Here is a 22402-nt window from a genome sequence, read left to right as displayed (position 1 = left end):
GTACAAATCCGCACATGTCGTCACAAAACTTCGTGTGAACCGTACCTTGCAGCCCGCCTTGTCCGAAACCGGCATCCATTGCCCATGGCTGTGCGGCAGCGCGGCTGCCTATTGGAAAGGCTCCACATTTTTCGGAGTCCTGCCATGTCCCCACCCTCCTTCTTCAACCGATCCCGGCATCGGTTCATGCTGGGCCTTTGCCTGCTCCTTAGTGTCGTGGGCGCAATCTTTCTCGCCGCCCGCCTGACTGCCGCAGAGCCAGGCACGGAACCCGACGCCATTGAAGGCGGCACATTGCTGCTGCACGGCAAGGGGGTGGAGACAGCCATGCCCGCCATGCGACTGGGCACCGACATGGACGTCACGGTCAGCGGCCAGATTGCCCGTGTGCGCGTGACCCAGGCCTTCCGCAACACCAGTGCGCAATGGATGGAGGCAAGCTATCTCTACCCATTGCCTGACGATGGCGCAGTGGACAGCCTGAAGATAGTGGTGGGCCAGCGCGTGATCATCGGCCGCATCAAGCGCCGGGAAGAAGCCCGCGCCATCTACGAAAAGGCGCGCGATAAGGGGCAGAAGGCGGGATTGGTCGAAGCCGATCGTCCCAACATGTTCCGCAACAGCGTGGCCAATGTCGGCCCCGGCGAAACGGTGCTGATCGCGATCGAATATCAGGCGCCGGTGCGGCAACTGGGTGGGGAATATGCGCTGCGCTTTCCGCTGGTCGTGGGGCCGCGCTATGTGCCACCCCACAGCCTGACAGACGGCAACGCGCCCAATCCCGCCGCCATGGCGGATGCTGCGAATGTCACCGCGCCGCTCGCGCCTCCCGCGCTGGGCAAGGATTTGAACCGCGTGTCGATCACCGTACATCTGGCCCCCGGCTTCGTGCCCGCCAATGTCATCAGCCCCTATCACCGGATCGCAGTGAAAAGTGATGGAGAGCAAACGCGCACGATCCGCCTTGCCGATGGGCAGGTGCCCACGGATCGCGATTTCGAACTGCGCTGGCGTTCGGCCAGTGCCGATCCCACCATCGGCCTGTTTCGTCAGTTTCTGGATGGCCAATCCTATTTGATGGGGTCGATCACGCCCCCCGCCCGGGAACCCGCAGGCGCCGTGCCACCGCGCGAAATGGTCTTCGTAGTCGACAATAGCGGCTCCATGGGCGGCCAGTCGATGGACGAGGCCAAGGCCAGCCTGCTCTACGCGCTGGACACTCTGCGCCCACAGGACCGCTTCAACGTCATCCGTTTCGACGACACGATGACCCGCCTGTTCGACCAGAGCGTAGACGCCACGCCAGAACAGATCGCGCTGGCCCGGCGCTTCACCGAGGGGCTTGAAGCAGATGGCGGCACCGAAATGCTCCCAGCGCTGGTCGCCGCGCTTGAGGACAATGAGCCGACCAACGACCAGAGTGTGCGGCAGATCGTCTTCTTGACCGACGGCAATCTGTCGAACGAGAAGGAAATGATGGCGACCATCGCAGCGAAAGGCGGCCGCAGCCGGGTCTTCATGGTCGGTATAGGTTCCGCGCCCAACAATTTCCTGATGCGCCGCATGGCCGAAGCAGGCCGGGGCACCTACACCAATGTCGGGTCGGGCGAGGAAGTGTCGGCCAAGATGACTGCCCTGCTCGATCGCCTGAAGGCCCCTGTCGTCCGCGACTTGAAGATCGTCGTCGATGGTGCAGCACTTGACATCACGCCTCGCCGCCTGCCCGACCTCTATGCCGGGGAACCCCTGGTTCTTTTGGGCCGTGGCAAGAGCCTCTCGGGCAGCCTGACAGCTTCAGGCAGGATCGGCGACCGCCCCTGGTCGCAGCGGGTAGATTTGGCCGCTGCCATCGACAGCCCTGCCGTCGCGAAACTATGGGCCAACCGTCGCATTGCGGATGTCGAGGCCGCACGCTGGGCGGATGAAACCGACGACGCCACCGCCGACGAAGCGATCGCGCAACTCGGCCTCGCTTATGGTCTGGTGACGAGCCAGACGAGCCTGGTAGCGGTCGACGAAACCCCCAGCCGTCCCGACGGTGCCCAATTGACACGCGAAGAACTGCCGCTGCTTCTGCCCGCTGGCTGGGACTTCGACACGCTGTTCGGCGGGCAGGCCGCAAAGGCCGGGATAAATCGCATCGACATGGAATCCGCCGACCAGTCGCAAGCCATGGAACTGCCGCAGACCGCGACCGGCTATGTCGGACTGATCGGGCAAGGCCTGCTGTGCCTGCTGCTTGGCCTTGCCGGGTTGATCCTGTCACGCCGGGCGCAGCGTGGGGAGGCAAAGGCATGACCATCGCCCTGCATATGCGGGCCGCAAGCAAGGGAGGGCGTGTCTTCGGGCGCGTCCTCCGGCGCATGATGCTTGTGGGACTGTGCGCTATCGGCATCCTGCTCGTCGCGCGCGGCGCGATGATCCCGGCCAAGGCCTGGGTCGCCCAGATCCTGCTCGACCGCGCCTTTGAGCGCAGCGTCGCCAGCCATAAGCCCGTCCGCCCCTGGCCTTGGGCCGACACAGCGCCGGTGGCACGGATCAGAGTGCCACGCCTGGGCATCAGCGAAATCATCCTGTCCGGCGGGTCGGGTCAAGCCATGGCTTTCGGCCCAACCCTCCTCCCGCTCCAGCAAGAGAGTGGTCACGCGCCGATCAGCATCATGGCGGGCCATCGCGACACCCATTTCACCTTTCTCAAGGATTTGAAAATCGGCGACATGGTTGATGTAGAAGAGGTAAGCGGACAGCATCGCCGTTTCCGTATCACCCGATCCCAGATCGTCCGGTGGGACCGTTTCGGCTATCCGCGCTATTCCATAAGTCCGCATCTGGCGCTTGCCACCTGCTACCCATTCGATGCCGTGGAACGCGGGCCGCTTCGCTTTGTCCTCTGGGCGGAAGAATTAAACTGGTCGCAACGCTACGGGACATGACATAGACAGCCGCTTTCCCGATCAGCCTTTTTATCCGCTGACGCCAACCAAGGGACCATAAATGCTGCGAAACTCGTTGGTTGCCCTGAGCCTGCCGACCATTTTCCTTGGCACAGCCGCCTCCGCAGAACCCTTTTTCGACGCAGCACTTTGCAAGCCGCCCTATACGATGGCGTCCGCCTCTGACCTGTATGATGCTGTCGAAAAGATCGCAAAACCCGACACATCGTTGCTGACCGCCGCTGTCGGGCATCCAATATGGTCATTCTGTCGGCGATTCCCGGCTTCCCGCGCAACTTTGTCATCATGCGACCTGTCACCCTATGGGAAAAAATATAATATCAGACGGGATCGCAGGCCGGTCGGGAGAGCGGCGGCGTAATGTACCGTCAGCCCGAACAATCCCACGTTTATCGCAGAATATCGGACCACACTCGCTTCGCTTCCAAACACACACCCGCTGACTGCCATGGTCAGTTCCCTGTTGTGGCGCGCCCGGAGCCATAGCGACTGGGTGCTACACCGACGAGCCGCTTGAACATCGTGGTGAAGGCGGCTGGGCTGTCATAACCAAGGTCCAGCGCAATCGTCGTCACCGCTTCACCCGCCGCGAGCCGGGGCAAGGCGACAAGCAGGCAGGCCTGCTGCCGCCATGCGCCGAAACTGAGACCGGTTTCCCGCCGAAATGCACGCGTAAAGGCGCGTCTGCCCATCCCCAGTTCCTCGCTCCATTGATCGATGGTGTCGTGCGGTGTGGGTTGTTCAAGGAAGCGCTGACACTTGCGAGCGATCTCCGGCGTGTAAGGAAAGGGCACCGCAAGGGGAACGGTGGGCGCACGCGGCAGTTCGGCGAGCAAAAGCGCCATCACCATGCCATCCCTGCCATCGACATCATATTCCGGGTCGACGTCGCACGCTGCCTCCAGCAAGCTGCGGAGCAACGGCGAAACCTGGATTACGCGATTGACCGCTCCCAGCGAACCAGCAGCATCGGGTTCGATCAGGACGCTGCGTGTACTGACCGCCCCGACCATCCTGATCGAATGCAGGCATCCGCCCGGCGTCCAGACTGCGCGCTCAGGCGGTGCGACCCATGCCCGCAGGCGTGCTGACAACGATCACCCCGCGCGCGGCATAGAGCAATTGCCCCCGTCGATGCATGTGCCAATCAAGTTCGAACGCTGGCGGATATTCATTACCGACCGCAACGATGGGGCGGGCAATATGTTCGATATCGGCTGGATCATTCCAGAGCATGAACCCGTCCCACTTGCGAAAGTGAAAGACCCATACAGGAATGCGGGCCAGCCTGCCAGGACTTAAAGGAGGCAACCCATTCTTTTAGACCGGACCGTGCGATGAACGCCACCAGAGCAGCCCCACCCCTTCCTGCCACCGAAACGACGGTGTTCGGCGTAATCGTCGCCATCAGCGTCTGCCACCTGCTTAACGACATGATGCAGTCGCTGCTTCCGGCCATCTATCCCAATTTGAAGGCCGAATTGGGCCTGTCCTTCAGCCAGATCGGGCTGGTGACGCTGACCTATCAGATTACCGCGTCGATCCTCCAGCCGCTCATCGGCCTCTATGCCGATAAGCGCCCGACTCCGCTGGCCCTTCCGGGCGGGACGCTGTTCTCGCTTGCCGGGCTGCTGGTCCTCTCCACGGCGCACAGCTACGCATTGCTTCTGGTCGGGGCGTCATTGTTGGGCATGGGATCGTCGGTCTTCCATCCCGAATCCTCACGCGTGGCCCGTATGGCCGCCGGGCGCAGGCATGGCCTTGCTCAGTCCATGTTTCAGGTCGGCGGCAATGCCGGGTCAGCGCTCGGCCCATTGGCGGCCGCGATCGTCGTTGTGCGCTGGGGGCAGTCGAGTCTTGCCTTCTTCGCGATGCTGGCCCTCTTGTCCTGCGCCATTCTTTGGAATGTCAGCCAATGGTACCGCCATCATGGCCTGGCACGCATCGGCCATGGAAAGGCCACGCAACATAGCATTGCAGCCTTGCCACGCGGCAAGGCTTTGGGCGGCATTGCCATCCTGTTGGCGCTCATCTTCTCGAAATATGTCTATCTGGCGAGCCTCACCAGCTACTTCACCTTCTATCTCATCCACCGGTTCGGCGTGACGGTAGAGGTGGCGCAGGTGCATCTCTTCGTATTCCTTGGTGCGGTCGCCGTCGGCACGATCGCCGGTGGTCCGCTGGGCGATCGCTTCGGCCGCAAATATGTAATCTGGTTCTCGATCCTGGGCGCTCTGCCTTTCACCCTGTTGTTGCCGCATGCCAGCCTGTTCTGGACCGGTCCGCTGACCGTGATAATCGGATTGATCCTGGCGTCCGCCTTTCCCGCGATCGTCGTGTTTGCACAGGAACTGGTGCCAGGAAAAATCGGCATGATTTCCGGCCTGTTCTTTGGTTTTTCGTTCGGCATGGGCGGCATCGGCGCCGCCATATTGGGTGAAGTCGCCGACCGCTCCGGGATCGACATGGTCTATGCCGTCTGCGCTTTCCTGCCAGCGATCGGCCTTCTGGCTGTGTTCCTGCCTGGCAAGACCGAGACCCACCCCTCAAGCTAACCTGCTCGATACCGGCGCATCGGTGCCAGTATCGAGCCATAGTCTTTATGGCTGAGGCGTCTCACCGCCCTTGCTTGCTGGCACGGGCGAAGAAGGCGCGGGCGTGCCCGCGAGCATCCCATTCAGGCTGCCTCCCGACATGCCGAGTTCAGCCAGAAGACCATCAATCAATGGCCCACCTACACGATAGCGCATCGCGGCTGCGACAGCTGCGTCAGCAAGATTTCCGCCTGCACCCACGCCATCGACGGCACTTTGATCACCATGCAACCCGCGTGCATCCAGAATGGAAATCTTGTCGATCTGTTCCATCGGCTTGCTGGCCGCCGCAATAATTGCGGGCAAAGCCTCCAGCATCGCCCTGCGGACGAGCAAGGCCGTCTGTGCGTCGTTCAAGACATTGGTGGCTTCATTGAGAGCCGTCTGGCCAGCGGCGTCCACCTTGAACGCGGCCGAACGGCCTTCTGCCCTGACCTTTTCCGCATCAGCTTCAGCGGTCGCTTCGGTTCGCATTGCTGCTGCGCGGGCTTCCGCTGCTTCCTTTTCCGCTGTCGCGGCGACAGTTATCTGCACCGCTTCTTCCTGGGCGCGCTGGGTCGCTGCGATGACGGCAACATTCTTGTTACGGTTGGCGATTTCAGTCGCCTTGGCCGTCTGCACACTTTCCTCGGCGCGGACCGCCGTTGCGCGGGCTTCGTTCGCCGCCGCTGTCGCCGTTGATTCCTCTTCGGATTTCTGCGCTGTTTGCACAGCCGTGGTGATGCGCGCCAACTCGATGTTCCGATCGCGCTCGATCGTTGCGGTCTGCACGGCGCCATCGCGGGCAATGGTTGCGGTCTGGATGATCTTGTCCGCTTCGGTTTGCGCCACTGTCTGCGCCTGCTCTGCACTGATGCGCGCAATTTCGGCAAGGCGGGTCTGCTCAGCCTCTGCCGTGGCGATCGCCGTCGCCTGTTCTGCACGTCTTGCGGCCAGCGTTTGCTCCTGAGTCAGCCGCGCCTGCTCAGCGGCCTGTGCGATTTCGAGCGACTGGTTGTTCGCATCCAGATTGCGCTGTTCAATCTCGACGCGGTTGGTCGCGACGATATCGTTTCGGATCTTTTTACGCTCCTCGATCGTGCGGGTCAGTACGGTCAAACCTTCGGCATCGAATGCATTATTCTCGTTAAAATGCTCAAAGGCAGTCTGGTCGAAATGGGTGATGCTGACGGATTCAAGCTGGAACCCGTTCATGTCCAGATCCGTCATCAACGCTTCCTGCACCTTCTGGATGAAGTCCGCGCGGTTGGCGTGAAGATGTTCCATGGTCATCGTCGCCGCAACCGAGCGCAGTGCGGATACGAGCTTGCCATCCAGCAGCGATTTGACCGCGTCGGGGCTATTGACGGATTCGCCAAGCGTCTGCGCCGCCGCTGCGATCGACTGAGCGTCGGGCTTCACCTTGATATGGAACAGGCCGACCACATCAACCCGCAGCTTGTCGAGGGTGATGAGCGCGTCCTTGTTCAGTCGCGACACTTCCAGCTTCACGGTCGTCAGGCGAACCTGCATCAATTCATGAAGAACCGGAATGACCATGATGCCGCCATTGAGCACCACCTTTTCTCCACCGAAACCGGTGCGGATAAGAGCCACATCCTTCGTAGCGCGACGATAGAGCCGGGTCAGGATGACGCCGATTACGACAAGCGCAAAAAGCACAATGCCGGCATAAATCAGGATGTTCAAAAGCGATTCAGGCAAAAGTGCCTCCTGTGCGTTCGTCAAAGCGGTTTGAAGCTGCTGGCATCTGGTTGGACGAAAAATAGCGGGCCGTTGCGCCGGACGAGCAGCGCCGATTCACCCTGGGCCACGACATCATCATCATGATGTGGCTCCACCATGACATAATGCGCCTGCCCATGCCGATCGACAACTTTCGCCCGTGCCGGATGTCCCCGACGAGCGGCCCCTTCCAGCACGACACCCCGGCGCATGATCAAATCCTCGGTATCGATGACCGACGTCTCATATTCAGGCATGATTTTGCCAAGCCCCGCCGACACGAAGCCGTTCGCTATACTGCCAATCGTCAAAGCAATCAGGCTGGCAAAGGTCCAGTGCAAGGGTGAACCCAAAAGGGCCGTCGCAATCTGCTGAACCGCAACACCCGTGAGTATAAAACAACCCAGCAGCGCCGTGAGCCAGACAAGAACCGGCAGACCGGATTTCAGTCCCAGCCAGTCAAGCACACCAGGGCTATCAATCCCTGCGGCATCGACACCGCTTTCAATGTCCGTATCCAGGCCAAGATGGCCGAAGCCCAAACCGATAGCTTCGATCGTACCGATGCCCAGCATCACCACAAACGCGATCGAAAATATCGCATAATCAGTTGTAAAAAATACCGCGAACATCAGCGGTTCATATCAGCGACATTTTAAGAAAACATAACAAAATCTGTCGAGTCCAACGGACTGGCACGACCGATCCTGTCGACGCCTCCAGCCCTATGCCTTGGGCGTCACCCACACTTCGACCGGCGCGACAAATTTACCGGGTGCGGGCTTACCGACATTCACCCGATCGGCTGTGACGAGTTCGCCGGTTTCGAGGTTGAAGCTGGCCCAGGGCTTGGGCATCCGCCCGAACGTCATTTTCTGGATGGGCTGACCTGTGGTCGAGTTCATGATGGTTGCGACAATGCTCATCGCGACCCGATAGCGAGGGTTTACTGGATCTGTCCAGAGCGTAAAAGGCTTGAGGACGTTGACGTGTCACGGCTTGCCCGACGATCGAATTACAGCCTGCGCGACGACCGCGTTCAAGAGCGGACGACCTGCCTCTGCATCAGCCAGGCTCTGCAATGTGGTTGTGGCAATGCTCTCCAGGGCTTCCTCCGTCAGAAAGGCCTGATGTCCCGTCACCAGGACATTGGGAAAGGTCAGAAGGCGCTGAAAATCATCATCTTCGATGATCTCGCTCGACAAATCCTCGAAGAACAGGTCGGCCTCCTGCTCATAAACGTCGAGTGCAACACCGCCGATCTTGCGGATCTTCAACCCGTTTATGAGCGCGCGGGTGTCGATCAGCGCACCGCGACTGGTATTGATAATGAGCAGATCGGGACGGGCTGCGGCGATCATGTTCGCATCGATCATATGGCGCGTTTCGGGCGTCAGCGGACAATGCAATGTCACAATCTCGCTGGAGATGAGCAATTCCTTGAGCGGCACATAACGCACGCCAATCGCCTCCAGCGAGGGATCGGCAACGATGTCACTCGCCAGCACATTGCAGCCAAAACCTGCCTGCAATGTGCGCGCGACAAGAGCGCCGATCGCGCCCGTGCCGACAACGCCGACAGTGCGACCGTGCAGATTACGGCCGATCAGCCCCTCCAGCGCGAAATTATTCTCCCGCACGCGCGTCCAGGCCCGTGCAATCTTGCGGTCGAGCGCCAGCAGCAGGCCGATCGTGAATTCCGCAACGGCGTGCGGGGAATAAGCGGGCACCCGCACAACTGCGATCCCATACTCTTCCGCCGCGACCAGATCGACATTGTTGAAGCCAGCACAGCGCAGGCGACAACACGCGTTCCGCCATCCGCCAACATCTGCAAGATAGCGCGATCGAGGCGGTCATTCACAAAGACACAGACAGCCGGAAAACCGCGAGCAAGCAGGGCCGTACTGTTGTCGAGCCGCGGTTCAAGGAACGTCAGCTCGTGCCCGAACGCCCCATTGGCGGCCTTCAGAAACCGCCGGTCATAGGATTTGGTACCGTAAACAGCTGTCTTCATGCGATAAGCTTACAGCGCATCCCGGAACGATCAACGACCTTTCAGGACTGGCGCGCTCTTCCGGCGAATAGCCGTTCCGCAAGCCAACCGAAGACGATGCCGATGGTGGCCCATAGCAGCGCTTGCGTCCCCAGCGCAGCGACCCGGAACTCCCAAAGCAGCACAGCCGGATAGTGTTCGGGCACTTCATTGACGGCGGGCAAGGCGACCTGCACCAGAGCGATCAGGACGACATAGACTGACCCAGCCGCCAGTATTCCGTTGAAGGCGCCATTCCGCCGCGCAACGCCCCGTCCGATATGGACGGAGAAGACCATCCCCGCGATCGAAAAGGCGATCATCGCGAAATAGACGAGGGTGCGAAACCCGACCGTTTCATGTTGTCCAACGGCAGGCGGCGTTGGCGGATATTTGAGCGCGGGAACCAGCGCGATGGCGATGAACGCCCCGGCCGCCAGCAATAACGCCAGCGATCGTGGGCCAAGACGGGACAACCGACCATAGACCAAAGCGAACAGCAGCGAGAAGATACCTCCCAGGGCCGCGCCATAGAGGGTGATGGCCGTGAACAAACCCAACCCCTTTTGGGTCGAGCGGCTGACCAGTTCGACGTCTTCACCCGCGCCCATTACGTGGTGCCCATGCGCCTGCGCAGCCTCGAAGGCGATGGCCAGGTCCACCTGCGGTTCGGCGAACAGGCGCGCAAACAGCGTTGCGAGCACAGCCGCTATTACGCCGGCAAACATGCCGCGTATCAATAGATTACGTACCATGGCTCAGACCCCGCCTTAGTGGCAGGGAAAGCCCAGCAAGTGCCGCCCATCATGTACGAATTCATGGATATACATGCCCTTGAACAGCGACAGGGCGCCTTGTTCAGTGCTGACGAAATAGAGGAAGATCATCGCCAGCAGCAGGCCGAACACTGCCCAGGGCGCAATGTCGCGTAGGGGAATGGCGGGCGCATCGCCCACCGGGATGAAGATATCGTCTGCGAACAATGCGGCGGATGCCATGATCATGCTCCTTTCGGGATATACGCGTCCCGCGGGGTTTCCGTGCGTCCGAGGAAGGTCTGGCTCTCGTTGCCATCCCCCTCGACAGACGGGCATGGTGAACGATAACAGTGGCGCGACCGCGCCGGAATTACACCGGCTTCTTCCTCGATCTAACGTGAATGCCCTAGGCCGGAACGATGGCCCCCGTCAATCACCCCCCTCTCAAACACAGTGGAGACCCTAACTGTCGATTCACCTGATCCTGCTATGCCACGCCGCCACTCGCGCCATGCGCGAGGGTGCCTTTCCGGGGCATGACGATCCGATCGACGGCGGCGGCCTCACCAAGACGCAAGCCCTGCGGATGGAACGACGCGACTGCCTGACCAGCCCATCACTGGCCGCTCGTCAGACCGCCGACGCATTGGGCATTATGGCGAAGACCGACATTGCGCTGCGAGATATGGATCATGGCGACTGGGCAGGCCGTGCGCTCGGCGATCTCCATGCCGATAGCCCCGATTTTTTCGCCAACTGGATGGCCGACCCGGCCAGCGGCGCACCGGGTGGTGAGTCGCTGGCAACGGTGCGGGACCGGATGGCGGACTGGCTCGCCGATCAATGCGCCGGGGGCGAAGACAGGCTGGCGATCACCCATCCCATGGTGATCCGCGCGACCATCGCAGCCGCGCTGGACATTCCGCCGGAAGCCACGCTGCGCATCGACATCGCACCGCTGTCCCAGGTACATCTGTCGTGGAACCGCGTATGGCGGTTGCAGGCGATCACATCATGACGCTTGCGATTTCAAAACCCTGCTCATATGCATGCCGCGTTCGTGCATCGACCATCGGTCGCCTGCATGAACATTGATCGCGTCGGTTCCCCGCAAGGGGATTAAAACGGGAATGCGGTGTGGGTGAGCAACCTTTCGGGGGCGACCATCCAAATCCGCAGCTGTCCCTGCAACTGTAAGTGGCGAGCGCGATATACATGAGCGGACGGGCAAGTTCCCGAGCCGCCAGCCACTGGGCCGGACGATAAATCCTGCGAGGCCTGGGAAGGCCGTATATCAAGCGATGACCCATGAGCCAGGAGACCTGCCGGCGTCTGGTCGCTCTTGCCTTGGTCCAGGGGATGGCCGCGGCACGGTGAACTCCGTCTGAGCGACGAACGAGCGGCTGGGGCCGCATCGGTTCTGTGTGTCGGTCCCCCCTGGCGTCCGGTCGATGCATGGCGCCGACCGTTCGTGAACGGCACGCCCCCGCCCAACGTCGTTTGACGCCGACGGGGGATAACATGAACAATTTCACGCTGGCTGCGTTTGCGGCCCTTACTCTAGTTGCGCCCACATTTGCTCACGCCCAGCAACCCGCCGCCGCGCCGGATGCGGAGAGCGAGACGATCATCGTCACGGGCGTCGTCGATCAACTGCGCCTGAACATCAAATCCGACAGCGCCAGCCGCCTTGGCCTGACACCACTGGAGACGCCCGCCAGTGTCGAGACGCTGGACGGCGATGCGATCCGCCTGCGCGGCGACCTCACCATTCAGGATGCGGCGGCGCGGGCCACAGGCATCGTCAACACGTCCGGCGTCTTTGGCTATGGCCTGTCGGCGCGCGGTTTCACCGGCCAGAACTCGGTGATGACCCTCTATGACGGGATGCGGATGTATAACAACACGCTGACCTTCCCGGCCGACCCGTGGATGGCGCAAAACGTGGAAATCCTGCGCGGCCCGGCATCGGTCCTTTATGGCGAGGGGGCGATCGGCGGCGCGGGGAACGTGACCCGCAGGCAACCGGGCGACACGCTGGAGATTGGCGGCCGCGCAAGCGCTGCGTCCTTCGACACCTATAGCATCGCGGCTGGAGCGGGCGGACCGATCAGCGATGTCGTCGGCTTCCGCGCCGACGCCAGCTATCGCCGTTCGGACGGCTGGATGGATCGGGGAGACAACAGCGCGCTAGCGCTGTCAGGCGCGATCCGGTTGAAACCCGCATCCGACCTCAGCATCACCCTGTCGCATGATTTCAGCACGCAAAAGCCGCGCACATGGTTCGGCGTGCCACTGATCGACGGCAAGCTGGATCGGTCGATCCGACGCAACAACTATAATGTCACCGACGCAAAGCTGCGTTTCCGCGACAATTGGAGTCAGGCCAAGATCGAGTGGGGTCCCTCCGACGCCATCACCATCCGCAGCACCTTCTACCATCTGTGGGCGAACAAATATTGGAACAATGCGGAGAATGTCACCTATGTTCCGGCGACCGCGACCACGCCCGCGCAAATCCGCCAGTCCAGCTTTCTGGAACTCTATCATATCCAGAAACAGACCGGGAACCGCACCACCGCGAACGTGAACCACAGTCTGGGCAGCCTTGAAAACCAGTTGGTCATCGGCTTCGACGTCAACCGCATCCGCTACAAGAATGTCAGCAATAGCGGGAACAATGCCACCCGCCTGATCGACCTCATCAACCCGGTCTCCGGCCTGTTCATCGACCAGCCCACCGCGACGACCAAGCCGCGCTACACCAACAAGATCCGGCAGTATTCGATCTTTGCCGAGGACCGGCTGAAGTTCAGCGAGCAATTCTCGCTGGTTGGTGGCCTGCGCTACGATCGGCCGGAAATCACAAAGACCGACTATGTGAACGCCGCCAATAATTTCACCGGCACGCCCGATGCGGTCACATGGCGCGTGGGCGCGGTCTATAATCCGATCCCCACCCTGTCGCTCTACGGCCAATATGCGACCGCCGCCGATCCGGTCGGCGCGCTCGTTTCGACCAGCCTCACGCAGAGCAGTTTCGATCTGTCCACGGGCCGCCAATATGAGGTCGGGATCAAGCATATCTTCTGGGGTACGCGCGGGCAGTGGACGCTGGCCGCCTATGACATCATCAAGAAAAAGCTGCTGACCTCCGACCCGTTGATCCCGACCATCCAGGTCCAGGTTGGCCAGCAATCATCAAAGGGCATCGAAGCGTCCTTGTCGCTGGAACCGATCGAGCGGCTCACCCTCTCCCTCAACGGTGCGGTGCTGCGCGCCCGCTATGAAGATTTCGCCGAATCCGTTGGCGGCGTCCTGTTCCAACGCGCGGGCAACCGACCCACCAATGTGGCGACAAAGACCGCCAATGCCTTCATAAGCTGGGAATTTGCCGATGGCTGGATCGCCGATGGCGGGGTCAGCTATGTCGGTAAGCGCTATCAGGATGCCGCGAACACCCGCGTCATCCCGTCCTATACGCTGACCGACATCGGTATACGTTGGCAGTTTATCGAGGGCGCGAGCGCCAGCCTGCGCCTGCGGAACGTCTTCGATGAAACCTATGTGCGGGCGACCTATGGCGCATCGCAATGGGTGCTGGGCGATCCGCGCGCGGTGGAGGCGAGCATCCATGTCGCCTTTTGACGCGGCGCTGGTCGCCAACGGGGGCGCGCCATACGCGCTTCCCCGCCCCGCTTCTTCGAAGGCCGCATGGCGCGCGACGAAGCGATGGCTCTATTTTTTCCATCGCTGGACCGGTATCATTCTGTGCCTCTTCTTCGCTATCTGGTTCGTGTCGGGGGTGGTGATGATGTACGTCCCATTTCCCTCGTTCCGCGCACCCGAACGGATCGCCAGCGCTCCGCCGATCGACTGGGCGCGGGTCAAGGTGGGACCGGACGTGGCACTCGCCAGCCTGAAACAAGCCACATTCCCGTCCGAAATGCGGATCGGCATGACGGGTGGCGATCCCATCTATAGCTTCGTGACCAAGGACGGGCGGCGCGCCGTATCGGCACAGATAGGCGCGGAAATTCGGTCGGTCGATGCTGTGCGAGCAGGCGCGATCGCCGCCGTCCTTGTCCATGCTCCAGTGGAATCGATCTCGCATGTCGATCATGACCAATGGGTCGTCACGGGGGCCTATAAAAAGATGGCGCCCTTTTGGCGGGTCCGTCTGGCCGATGCGGCGGGAACCGACATCTATGTCGCGCAGAAAACCGGCGAGGTCGTTCAGAACACGACCGCGCATGAGCGGTTCTGGAACTGGCTGGGCGCGGTGCCGCACTGGATCTATTCACGGCGCTGCGGGTCCATCAGAACCCATGGCGGCATGCGGTCTTGTGGACGTCCGGCATCGGGATGCTGGGAGCGATCGCTGGCATCTGGATCGGACTGCTGCGCGTCAGGCTGTCCAAGCGGCACAAGTCGGGATCGGTCAGCCCCTATCGCGGCTGGATGAAATGGCATCATATCATCGGGTTGATCGGTGGACTTTTCCTGCTCACATGGGTGTTCAGCGGCTGGCTGTCGATGAGTCCCTGGGGCGGGTTCCGCGATGGCGGCGGTGCGGACATTGCCGAGCGTTATGCAGGCGACCCTTCGGGCTTCGTGCCGACCGATCTGCCGCAACTGGCGCGAGTGGCACAGGACGCGCGCGAGGTGAACTTCATCTATCTAGGCAGTACTCCGGTGATGATCGCGCGGGGTGGGCCGCAGGACAAAATACTGCTGGACGGCGCGACGGCGCAACCTGCGCCGATTGCACAAACCCGGATCGAGGCCATCGCGCGGGCCGCTGTCCCGAACGGTCGGCTGGTCGCGGCCCAGCGCCTCGATCGCTATGACCGCTATTGGTACGGCACCGGCGATCCGCGCAGCGACGCGCGGCCGCTCCCCGTGCTACGACTGGTGTTCGACGATCCGGTCCAGACATGGCTGCACGTCGATCCCGCGACTGGCGCGCTGCTGGAGCAGATGGGATCGGGCAGCCGCACCTATCGCTGGCTGTTCGCCGCGTTGCACAGTTTCGACCTGCCTTGGCTACTCACATGGCGGCCCCTGCGCGACGGGCTGATGTGGCTTTTATCGGCAGCGGGACTTGCCATTTCGGTGACAGGCATAGTCATCGGCTGGAAGCGATTAAGGCCAGCTAAACGCCACCGATAAGCCTCCCCTACCAGCGGATCGTCAGCCCCCCACGCGCAGTGGTTTCCCAATAATGGCTGGCGATCCGCCCTTCGGCCTCCGTGAACAGCCGCACATTCTCGCCGACACGCAGATTGAGGCCAAGCCCGCCTTCGGCCACCGTTTTCGGGCTGTTGGCCTCAAGCCGGTCGAAACCGACGATCACGCCCCGGTCAGCCTTGAAATCATGCGCCACGCCCAGCGTCACTGTCGGCGTCAGAACCGCCCCGCCCAAGGGCTTGTCCGTCGATAGCCGGACTGCGGCCCGACCGCGATATCGTCCATTGTCGTTCGTCTGCGCCTGAAGGCCATCCGCGCCGATGAAGCCATCGACATGACTGGAGAGATAGGTGAAGCGCAGCTTTGGTTCGATCCGCCAGCCCCCCGTCTGCGCGATATAGCCCACCTCAAGCGACGCGCCGATCCCGTGCCCGTCATAATCGGCAATGCGCGCTTCAGGTACATCCAGTTTGAAATCGAAGCGGCTCATCTGCGCGACGAAATCGGCATACCAGCCGCCCGATTGATCGGCCTGTTCGAACCAGGTCGCATAGAAGCCGAACGCCGTGGATTTGACATCGAGATCGGCGCGCGCGCTGCGAAGCCGGGGGGTCCAGTCGCCCCGGCCAATACCAAGGGTTATGCCCGCCATCAGCATATCGGTGTCTGCGGTCGGCTTGGCCAGACCGATGCCGACCTGTGCAATCCCGCTGCGCTGATGATAGCCGACGGAATAACCCCTGCCATCCAGATCGCTGATGCTGCCTTCAACCCGCGCCCATCCCTGGAAACCATCGCTGGCCGTCAGCGACTGGCCCTGACGTTCGCGGATATGGGGAAGGAACATGTCGGTAATGCCAAGCACCGCCTCCGGCGCGATGACCGCGCCCGCTGCGGAAGGCGTGAGCGCCGCGAAGCTGTTACCGTCCTCACTGTCGAACCGTGGCTGGAGACGGACTTCGCCGCCGTCTTGCGCAAGTTCATAACGCCACGGGCCGATAGGCGCATAGTTGAAGGGCGCATTGAACGTGATTGTGGCATTGGAGCCATCGGTCGCGGTGATGATCGTTGCGCCCGATCCCTCTTGTGGCGGCGTAGTGACCGGCCCGCCGACATTGACAATATGGGCATCGATCGCGCCATTCAGCGCGCCCTCGATCACCAGATGATCCGCGCTGCCGCCGGTTGCGGTGATGTCGGTGTCGATGATCAGCGTACCGGTGCCGGTCACGTCGCCGATGATCGTCAGGCTGTCGCCCGCACCGCCGCCACTCAGGTCGATCGTACCACCATTGGCAAACCCGCCCCCGGCATTGATGACGGCGGACCCGCCGCTGCCCATGATATCGCCATTGTTGGTTATCACGCCATTCACGGTGACGACAGCATCGCTGTCGGTCAGGTCGATCAGCCCGTCATTGACGAGGTCGCCCGCCACGTCGAGGCTGTTGCCTTCGCCGGAAATATCGATCGCACCGCCATTGATGAGGTCGCTGCCCAGGTTTATCGCGGTATTGTTCCCCGCAACGATCAGTGTCCCACCATTGGTGACATCACCAACGACATCGACCGTCCCGCCTCCGCCGAGGGTGACGGTTCCGCTATTGTCGAGAGTAGCACCGATGTCGATGTCGATCGGCGCATCCGTGGTGATGGCTCCGCTATTATCGACATCGCCGCCTACATCGAGACTGCCTCCGCTGGCATCGATCGCGCCACTATTGTCGAGATCGCCTCCGATTGCGATATCGACCGGCGCTCCGGAAATGATCTCGCCGCTATTATCCACATCACCAACGACATCGACCATCCCGCCTTCGCCGAGGGTGACCGTTCCGCTATTGTCGAGAGTAGCACCGATGTCGATGTCGATCGGCGCATCCGTGGTGATGGCTCCGCTATTATCGACATCGCCGCCTACATCGAGACTGCCTCCGCTGGCATCGATCGCGCCACTATTGTCGAGATTGCCCCCGATTGCGATATCGACAGGTACTTCGCTCACGATGATGCCGTCATTGTGGAGATTACCGCCAATATCGACCGTGCCGCCCGCATCGGGGCCACCTGTTACACTTGATGTGTCGTCGATCGATACGTTGCCATCGCCAAAGTCCATACCGCCCGGCGTGATGTTGATGGCCGTGTTCTGCGTAAGCGCAACTTGTTCCCAATTGGCGATCGTCGGCAAATCTGCCGACACGCCCTGGAAGGTCAATATATCTACCCAGCCATCGGCCGCGCTCGAATCGTCGCCACCATCGAGCAGCGTGAGTTGTGAAAGGTTCGCGCCGCCCGTGACGAGCGCAGTATCGCTGCCAATGCCACCGTTGAAGTTGGTGAGCGTACCGCTCGTCCAGTTGAACGCGTCGTCGCCATCGCCCGCGTTGACCGCGCCTACTACGCCCGTACCCGACAGGGCGATGCTGTCATTGCCCGCGCCAGCGTTGATGCCCGCAGTCGAGCCGCCCGACACAACATAGGTGTCCACGCCATCGCCGGTCGTGATCGTGCCGACGATCGTGCCCCCGGTCATGTTGATCACATTGGCGCCGCGACCGAAATCGACCCGCCCGCCGATTGTCCCGCCCGAAAGGTTGAGCGTGTCGTTCTGGAAGCTGGCGGTCAGGTCGCCGTCGATCTGCCCGCCTGACATGGTGACGACATTGTTGGCGATGTTCATATCGACAAAGCCGATGCGGCCGCCGGTAATGGTAACGAAATCGCCGTCCTCCAGCCCATTCACGATCCGCCCGCCCGAAATCGTCGCGGTATCGAGGCCGCCTCCCTGAAAGACCTGATTGATGGTGCCACCGGAGAGGTTCAGCACATCCAGGCCATCGCCCTGGCTGACCGTCCCCTGAATCTCGCCGCCCGCCATGTTGATCGTATCGACGCCAGGACCAAAGCTGACATTGCCCGTGATGATGCCCGTGCCGCCCGCAGGCATGGTCAGCATATTGTTGCCGACCGCATCGGTGAGGCTGCCCACCGTGCCACCCGAAACCGTGAACTGGTCGTTGCCCTCCCCACCCTGCAGCGTTCCGGCGCTGCCACCAGAAATGATTAGCTGATCATTGCCGAGGCCGCCAAGAACGTCCGTAACCGCGCCACCGCTGATGGTGATCGCGTCGTCGCCATCGTTGCCGTTGATCGTACCGAGCGTACCCCCGGAAATCGTAGCGATGTCAGCACCCGCGCCAAGCGACACGGCGGCAACCAAGCCCCCAGATTGGATAAAACTGTCATTGCCATCGCCAAGACTGGCAAGGCCCGTGATCTGGCCGCTCGCCACGTCGATGCTGTCGGTGCCCGCACCGAACGTCACATTGGTGATAGCGCCCGTACCGCCTGCGGGCATAGCGAGTGCATTATTGCCGAGAAGATCGGTTACCGCCGCGATCGTACCGCCTGAGACGGTGTAAAGGTCGTCGCCGTCACCACCATCGAGCGTAGTGACAATACCGCCGGAAACCGCCAGACGGTCATTGCCAAGACCACCGAGCGCGGTCGTCACCGTGCCGCCGCTGATCGTGATCGAATCATCATCGATACCGCCATCAACGGTTGTGACCGTGCCTCCCGCGACGGTAATCGTGTCGCCCCCTGCTTCACCATTGATAAAGCCGGTGATGCCCGTACCCGACAGGGCGATGCTGTCATTGCCCGCGCCAGCGTTGATGCCCGCAGTCGAGCCGCCCGACACAACATAGGTGTCCATGCCATCGCCGGTCGTGATCGTGCCGACGATCGTGCCCCCAGTCATGTTGATCGCATTGGCGCCGCGACCGAAATCGACCCGCCCGCCGATCGTCCCGCCCGAAAGGTTGAGCGTGTCGTTCTGGAAGCTGGCGGTCAGGTCGCCGTCGATCTGCCCGCCTGACATGGTGACGACATTGTTGGCGATGTTCATATCGACAAAGCCGATGCGGCCGCCGGTAATGGTAACGAAATCGCCGTCCTCCAGCCCATTCACGATCCGCCCGCCCGAAATCGTCGCGGTATCGAGGCCGCCTCCCTGAAAGACCTGATTGATGGTGCCACCGGAGAGGTTCAGCACATCCAGGCCATCGCCCTGGCTGACCGTCCCCTGAATCTCGCCGCCCGCCATGTTGATCGTATCGACGCCGGGACCAAAGCTGACATTGCCCGTGATGATGCCCGTGCCGCCCGCAGGCATGGTCAGAATATTATTGCCGACCGCATCGGTGAGGCTGCCCACCGTGCCGCCCGAAACCGTGAACTGGTCATTGCCTGCGCCGCCGTTGAGCGCCCCGGCGCTGCCGCCAGAGACCGTGATCCGGTCCGCGCCGTCGCCACCCGAGATACCTGCCGTCGAACCGGACGATACCGAAATCACATCGTCTCCGGCATCACCAGTCAACGAACCGCCAACGGTCGCGCCACTGAGCGTAATAGTGTCGTTACCGTCATCGCCGGAAACCGAGCCGGTGACAGTACCCCCGGTCAGCATGATGATATCGTCATTGCTCGCGGCGGTGCCCGCGAAGAAGGTCTGCCCTTCGCCCGCGATACTGCCATTTACCGTGCCGCCGGTTATTGTGATGATGTCGGCACCCTGGCTTCCCGAAACGCGTCCATTGAGTATGACGGTTCCGCCGATGTTGATCGTGTCGATGCCGCGCTCTCCGACAATCGATTCGGTGCCATTGCCCGCAGAACCCGCGTTCAGATTAAAGATGTCGTCGCTGGTCGAACCCGAGTCTTCGCCGCCGAAAAGAGTGCCCGTCACTGTCGCGCCGGTGAGATTGAAGGTGTCGTTGCCCGTGAAGCCCGTGATTGAGCCGTTGAGCGTACCACCCTGGAGATTGATCGTGTCATCACCCGCCTGAAGGCTGGCCGGCGGCGTCGAGGGATTGGGCGCGGCAGCGGTGCAGATGATGACATCATTGCCCGCTGTTGGAGCCGGACCGCATCCTGCCTGCGCTTCGTTCGCATGGATGATTGCAATCGTGCTGACGCCGACGAACATGATACGGGAAAGATAAAGGCGGGACTGTTTGCCCGCTGTTTTGGTGGCCTGCATCGACAACTCCCTTTTTGGCAGTTTCAGTTAACAGGCCCCCCGGCAAGCCCGCACATGCCTTTTATATCTTTGATTAGCAATACCTTACTTCGAATTCCAATCTCATAATGATGGATAATAGCGCAGAAACCCAAGGTCAGGCCTCATTGATTGATCCGAAAGATGGCGATTGGAACAACGCATATTACGGATAACATATATGGATGTGGCGCCAACAATTGAGCCAGACGACCATGTTCCCGAACATGGCCTCTGCTCGATTTTCTCTGGTCAATATTCTCGGTTTCTGTATCCTGTAACAGGATCGAAACGATCGGGACGCATGCCGTGCAAATTGCGGCATGGCGATCCTTTCCTGCGGCATGACCGCAAACAGGGAGGCAGAGGATGAAACGAGGGTTCATTTCCATATCGGTCATGGTCGCACTCTTGTCCGGTTCGGGGTTGGCCCCGCTGTCCGCGCAGACACGTCCAGCACCAGGCGAGCCACAAATCCTTCCCGTGCCTCAACGGCCGACACCGCCCAGGCCGAACCCCGGCGGACCTCAGATCCAACCGCCTCGCCCCAATCCGGGGGGGCCGCAGATTCAGCCGCCCCGTCCCAACCCCGGCGGACCTCAAATACAACCGCCCCGTCCCAATCCGGGCAGACCAGAGATTCAGCCGCCCCGTCCTAATCCGGGCGGACAATATGGCCGCACCATCCGTTGCGAATCGCGCAACGGCAGGACCCAGCGGTGCTCCGTCCGTACCGAAAATCGCGTCCAACTGGTTCGCAGGCTGGGCGGCAGTTGTACGCAGGGCCGGACCTGGGGTTACAACAGCAATCAGATCTGGGTTTCCAACGGCTGCCGGGCGGAATTCGCTTATGGTCGCGGAGCCGGTAATGGCGGCGGCCAATATCCGGGCTATCCTCGCCCGGACAGGGACAAGGGGCCAAGCACTGGTGCGATCATCGCCGGCGTTGCTGTCGCAGGCGGGTTGATCGCGTTGCTCGCGAGCAGCGGCAAGAAAAAGGACACAACGGCTCCTGTGGCGGATGCTCCTGCAACCTTCCCGCCAGGGCCGCCTGCTGCACTGAGCGCCAATCTGGCGGCTTTGCCCAGCGATGCCCGCCCTTCGGTCCAGACCTGTCTTCATGAGGCGGCAAAGCAGATCGGTGCAACGGGTGGTACCCGCGTCAGCTACGACAGGCTCGTTTCGCTGGAGCAGGGTAATGGCGGCTGGCGCTTCGGAGCGTCACTCACCGCAACCTATCCGGACGGTAACCGCACCCTCCCTCTCTATTGCCGGGCGACACCGACCCAGATCATCCAGTTCGACTTCGCTAACGCAGGATAAGGTATCGCCCATGGGGTAGGCGACGGCGTCGTCTACCCCATGGGCACGGTCATGATCGCCACATTGGCGAACATGACCAGCCCCGCGACCAGCATCAATACCCCGCGTTTGCGGTCGCGGCCCTTTGCCAGTGCATAAGCGCCGCCGCCGGTGAGCGCTGCACCAGCCAGCATCAATATCGACAGGATCGTTCCATTCATGGCGCTTGCCATAGACAGGCAGGTCAGCGGTGGCAATCGGGCGGCAGCGCGCCTAAGAGGCGCGTGACCGAATCACCCGCGCGTCGCGAAGGAGCTTGTCGCCATGAAGATTGCCATCGCATCCGATCATGCCGCCATCGACCTGAAGGCGGAACTGGCCCAATGGCTGCGCGATGAAGGGCATGAGGTCGATGACCTTGGCCCGGCCACCGCGGAACGCGTTGATTATCCCGATTTTGGTTACAAGCTGGCGACAGCCATCGCGTCGGGCGCTGCGACACGCGGCATCGCGCTGTGCGGATCGGGCATCGGCATTTCGATTGCGGTCAACCGCAACCCCGCCTGCCGCGCCGCTTTGGTGTCGGAGCCGTTGTCCGCCGCCCTCGCCCGCGAACATAATGACGCCAATGTCCTGGCGATGGGCGAACGTCTGGTCGGCATCGACATGGCCAAGGCCTGCGTCAACGCTTTCCTCTCCACCGATTTCGGCGGTGGCCGCCATGCCGGCCGCGTCGAAAAACTTTCCAATCCCGCGCTTTAAGCCAAACCCCCTTCAAG

Annotated in this window: 18 protein-coding genes, 1 pseudogene and 1 riboswitch; of the genes and pseudogenes, 9 read left to right on the top strand and 10 right to left on the bottom strand. The window is 61.5% G+C overall.

Going from position 1 to position 22402, the window contains the following annotated elements:
* Positions 1-144: 144 nt before the first annotated feature.
* Together WFR25_RS11615 and WFR25_RS11610 are read left to right on the top strand one after the other, a co-directional pair.
* Positions 145-2298, top strand: coding sequence for a marine proteobacterial sortase target protein (locus WFR25_RS11615; protein ID WP_336971048.1), 2154 nt, complete (start codon positions 145-147; stop codon positions 2296-2298).
* Positions 2295-2933, top strand: coding sequence for a class GN sortase (locus WFR25_RS11610; RefSeq protein ID WP_336971047.1), 639 nt, complete (start codon positions 2295-2297; stop codon positions 2931-2933). The genes WFR25_RS11615 and WFR25_RS11610 overlap by 4 nt, the downstream gene beginning before the upstream one ends.
* Positions 2934-3406: 473 nt before the next feature.
* Here WFR25_RS11610 and WFR25_RS11605 read toward each other — a convergent pair whose 3' ends face one another.
* Together WFR25_RS11605 and WFR25_RS11600 are read right to left on the bottom strand one after the other, a co-directional pair.
* Positions 3407-4048: an AraC family transcriptional regulator gene (locus tag WFR25_RS11605; RefSeq protein WP_336971046.1), complete on the bottom strand. Its 642-nt coding sequence runs from the start codon at positions 4046-4048 to the stop codon at positions 3407-3409.
* The gene (locus WFR25_RS11600; protein ID WP_336971045.1) at positions 4011-4190 is read right to left on the bottom strand and encodes a cupin domain-containing protein; all 180 of its coding nucleotides are present in this window, start codon (positions 4188-4190) and stop codon (positions 4011-4013) included. Before WFR25_RS11600 ends, WFR25_RS11605 begins: the two co-directional genes overlap by 38 nt.
* A gap of 101 nt (positions 4191-4291) precedes the next feature.
* Here WFR25_RS11600 and WFR25_RS11595 point away from each other — a divergent pair, with 101 nt between their 5' ends.
* On the top strand, positions 4292-5509 hold the full coding sequence (locus WFR25_RS11595; RefSeq protein ID WP_336971044.1) for an MFS transporter: 1218 nt from the start codon (positions 4292-4294) through the stop codon (positions 5507-5509).
* A 45-nt stretch (positions 5510-5554) separates the two neighbouring features.
* Here WFR25_RS11595 and WFR25_RS11590 read toward each other — a convergent pair whose 3' ends face one another.
* From WFR25_RS11590 to WFR25_RS11565, 6 genes and pseudogenes are all read right to left on the bottom strand, one after another.
* A complete protein-coding gene (locus WFR25_RS11590) occupies positions 5555-7252 on the bottom strand; it encodes a flotillin family protein (protein WP_336971043.1) in 1698 nt (565 codons plus the stop codon).
* A 20-nt stretch (positions 7253-7272) separates the two neighbouring features.
* Complete coding sequence (locus WFR25_RS11585; protein WP_336971042.1) at positions 7273-7905, bottom strand: OB-fold-containig protein; 633 nt, start codon at positions 7903-7905, stop codon at positions 7273-7275.
* Between the two features lie 93 nt (positions 7906-7998).
* Positions 7999-8199, bottom strand: coding sequence for a hypothetical protein (locus WFR25_RS11580; protein WP_336971041.1), 201 nt, complete (start codon positions 8197-8199; stop codon positions 7999-8001).
* 66 nt (positions 8200-8265) lie between these two features.
* Positions 8266-9290 (bottom strand): annotated as a pseudogene (locus tag WFR25_RS11575) (2-hydroxyacid dehydrogenase).
* A gap of 41 nt (positions 9291-9331) precedes the next feature.
* Positions 9332-10063, bottom strand: a complete 732-nt coding sequence (locus WFR25_RS11570) for a CbtA family protein (protein WP_336971040.1) — start codon at positions 10061-10063, stop codon at positions 9332-9334.
* 15 nt (positions 10064-10078) lie between these two features.
* The gene (locus tag WFR25_RS11565) at positions 10079-10306 is read right to left on the bottom strand and encodes a CbtB domain-containing protein (protein WP_336971039.1); all 228 of its coding nucleotides are present in this window, start codon (positions 10304-10306) and stop codon (positions 10079-10081) included.
* A gap of 226 nt (positions 10307-10532) precedes the next feature.
* Between WFR25_RS11565 and WFR25_RS11560 the strand changes: the two genes are divergently transcribed.
* The 4 genes from WFR25_RS11560 to WFR25_RS11545 all read left to right on the top strand — a co-directional run bounded on the left by WFR25_RS11560 (position 10533) and on the right by WFR25_RS11545 (position 15238).
* Positions 10533-11084: a histidine phosphatase family protein gene (locus tag WFR25_RS11560; protein WP_336974882.1), complete on the top strand. Its 552-nt coding sequence runs from the start codon at positions 10533-10535 to the stop codon at positions 11082-11084.
* A 66-nt stretch (positions 11085-11150) separates the two neighbouring features.
* Positions 11151-11410, top strand: a riboswitch (cobalamin riboswitch).
* 177 nt (positions 11411-11587) lie between these two features.
* Complete coding sequence (locus WFR25_RS11555; protein ID WP_336971038.1) at positions 11588-13714, top strand: TonB-dependent receptor; 2127 nt, start codon at positions 11588-11590, stop codon at positions 13712-13714.
* On the top strand, positions 13701-14531 hold the full coding sequence (locus tag WFR25_RS11550) for a hypothetical protein (RefSeq protein ID WP_336971037.1): 831 nt from the start codon (positions 13701-13703) through the stop codon (positions 14529-14531). The genes WFR25_RS11555 and WFR25_RS11550 overlap by 14 nt, the downstream gene beginning before the upstream one ends.
* The gene (locus tag WFR25_RS11545; RefSeq protein WP_336971036.1) at positions 14432-15238 is read left to right on the top strand and encodes a hypothetical protein; all 807 of its coding nucleotides are present in this window, start codon (positions 14432-14434) and stop codon (positions 15236-15238) included. Before WFR25_RS11550 ends, WFR25_RS11545 begins: the two co-directional genes overlap by 100 nt.
* 7 nt (positions 15239-15245) lie before the next feature.
* Here the strand turns inward: WFR25_RS11545 and WFR25_RS11540 are convergent, their stop codons facing one another.
* Complete coding sequence (locus WFR25_RS11540; protein ID WP_336971035.1) at positions 15246-20303, bottom strand: autotransporter outer membrane beta-barrel domain-containing protein; 5058 nt, start codon at positions 20301-20303, stop codon at positions 15246-15248.
* Positions 20304-20690: 387 nt separating this feature from the next.
* Between WFR25_RS11540 and WFR25_RS11535 the strand changes: the two genes are divergently transcribed.
* Entirely contained in the window at positions 20691-21644 is a 954-nt protein-coding gene (locus WFR25_RS11535) for a DUF3011 domain-containing protein (RefSeq protein WP_336971034.1), read from the top strand.
* A 32-nt stretch (positions 21645-21676) separates the two neighbouring features.
* On the opposite strand, the gene WFR25_RS11530 is transcribed toward WFR25_RS11535, so the two are convergent.
* The gene (locus WFR25_RS11530; protein WP_336971033.1) at positions 21677-21844 is read right to left on the bottom strand and encodes a hypothetical protein; all 168 of its coding nucleotides are present in this window, start codon (positions 21842-21844) and stop codon (positions 21677-21679) included.
* Between the two features lie 103 nt (positions 21845-21947).
* Here WFR25_RS11530 and rpiB point away from each other — a divergent pair, with 103 nt between their 5' ends.
* On the top strand, positions 21948-22385 hold the full coding sequence (gene rpiB, locus WFR25_RS11525) for a ribose 5-phosphate isomerase B (RefSeq protein ID WP_336971032.1): 438 nt from the start codon (positions 21948-21950) through the stop codon (positions 22383-22385).
* The last annotated feature ends 17 nt before the right edge of the window (positions 22386-22402 follow it).

The sequence above is a fragment of the Sphingobium aromaticiconvertens genome, from assembly GCF_037154075.1.
GTDB lineage: Bacteria > Pseudomonadota > Alphaproteobacteria > Sphingomonadales > Sphingomonadaceae > Sphingobium > Sphingobium aromaticiconvertens.
Note: the sequence above shows the minus strand (reverse complement) of the source record. Positions and strands in the feature narration are given on the sequence as shown.

What these genes read in the sequence shown, in the direction of transcription:
- WFR25_RS11615 (WP_336971048.1), top strand. Translation starts at nt 145, where the DNA reads ATGTCCCCACCCTCCTTCTTCAACCGATCCCGGCATCGGTTCATGCTG.
- WFR25_RS11610 (WP_336971047.1), top strand. Translation starts at nt 2,295, where the DNA reads ATGACCATCGCCCTGCATATGCGGGCCGCAAGCAAGGGAGGGCGTGTC.
- WFR25_RS11600 (WP_336971045.1), bottom strand. Translation starts at nt 4,190, where the DNA reads ATGCTCTGGAATGATCCAGCCGATATCGAACATATTGCCCGCCCCATC.
- WFR25_RS11595 (WP_336971044.1), top strand. Translation starts at nt 4,292, where the DNA reads ATGAACGCCACCAGAGCAGCCCCACCCCTTCCTGCCACCGAAACGACG.
- WFR25_RS11585 (WP_336971042.1), bottom strand. Translation starts at nt 7,905, where the DNA reads ATGTTCGCGGTATTTTTTACAACTGATTATGCGATATTTTCGATCGCG.
- WFR25_RS11580 (WP_336971041.1), bottom strand. Translation starts at nt 8,199, where the DNA reads ATGAGCATTGTCGCAACCATCATGAACTCGACCACAGGTCAGCCCATC.
- WFR25_RS11570 (WP_336971040.1), bottom strand. Translation starts at nt 10,063, where the DNA reads ATGGTACGTAATCTATTGATACGCGGCATGTTTGCCGGCGTAATAGCG.
- WFR25_RS11565 (WP_336971039.1), bottom strand. Translation starts at nt 10,306, where the DNA reads ATGGCATCCGCCGCATTGTTCGCAGACGATATCTTCATCCCGGTGGGC.
- WFR25_RS11555 (WP_336971038.1), top strand. Translation starts at nt 11,588, where the DNA reads ATGAACAATTTCACGCTGGCTGCGTTTGCGGCCCTTACTCTAGTTGCG.
- WFR25_RS11550 (WP_336971037.1), top strand. Translation starts at nt 13,701, where the DNA reads ATGTCGCCTTTTGACGCGGCGCTGGTCGCCAACGGGGGCGCGCCATAC.
- WFR25_RS11545 (WP_336971036.1), top strand. Translation starts at nt 14,432, where the DNA reads ATGCTGGGAGCGATCGCTGGCATCTGGATCGGACTGCTGCGCGTCAGG.
- WFR25_RS11540 (WP_336971035.1), bottom strand. Translation starts at nt 20,303, where the DNA reads ATGCAGGCCACCAAAACAGCGGGCAAACAGTCCCGCCTTTATCTTTCC.
- WFR25_RS11535 (WP_336971034.1), top strand. Translation starts at nt 20,691, where the DNA reads ATGAAACGAGGGTTCATTTCCATATCGGTCATGGTCGCACTCTTGTCC.
- WFR25_RS11530 (WP_336971033.1), bottom strand. Translation starts at nt 21,844, where the DNA reads ATGAATGGAACGATCCTGTCGATATTGATGCTGGCTGGTGCAGCGCTC.
- rpiB (WP_336971032.1), top strand. Translation starts at nt 21,948, where the DNA reads ATGAAGATTGCCATCGCATCCGATCATGCCGCCATCGACCTGAAGGCG.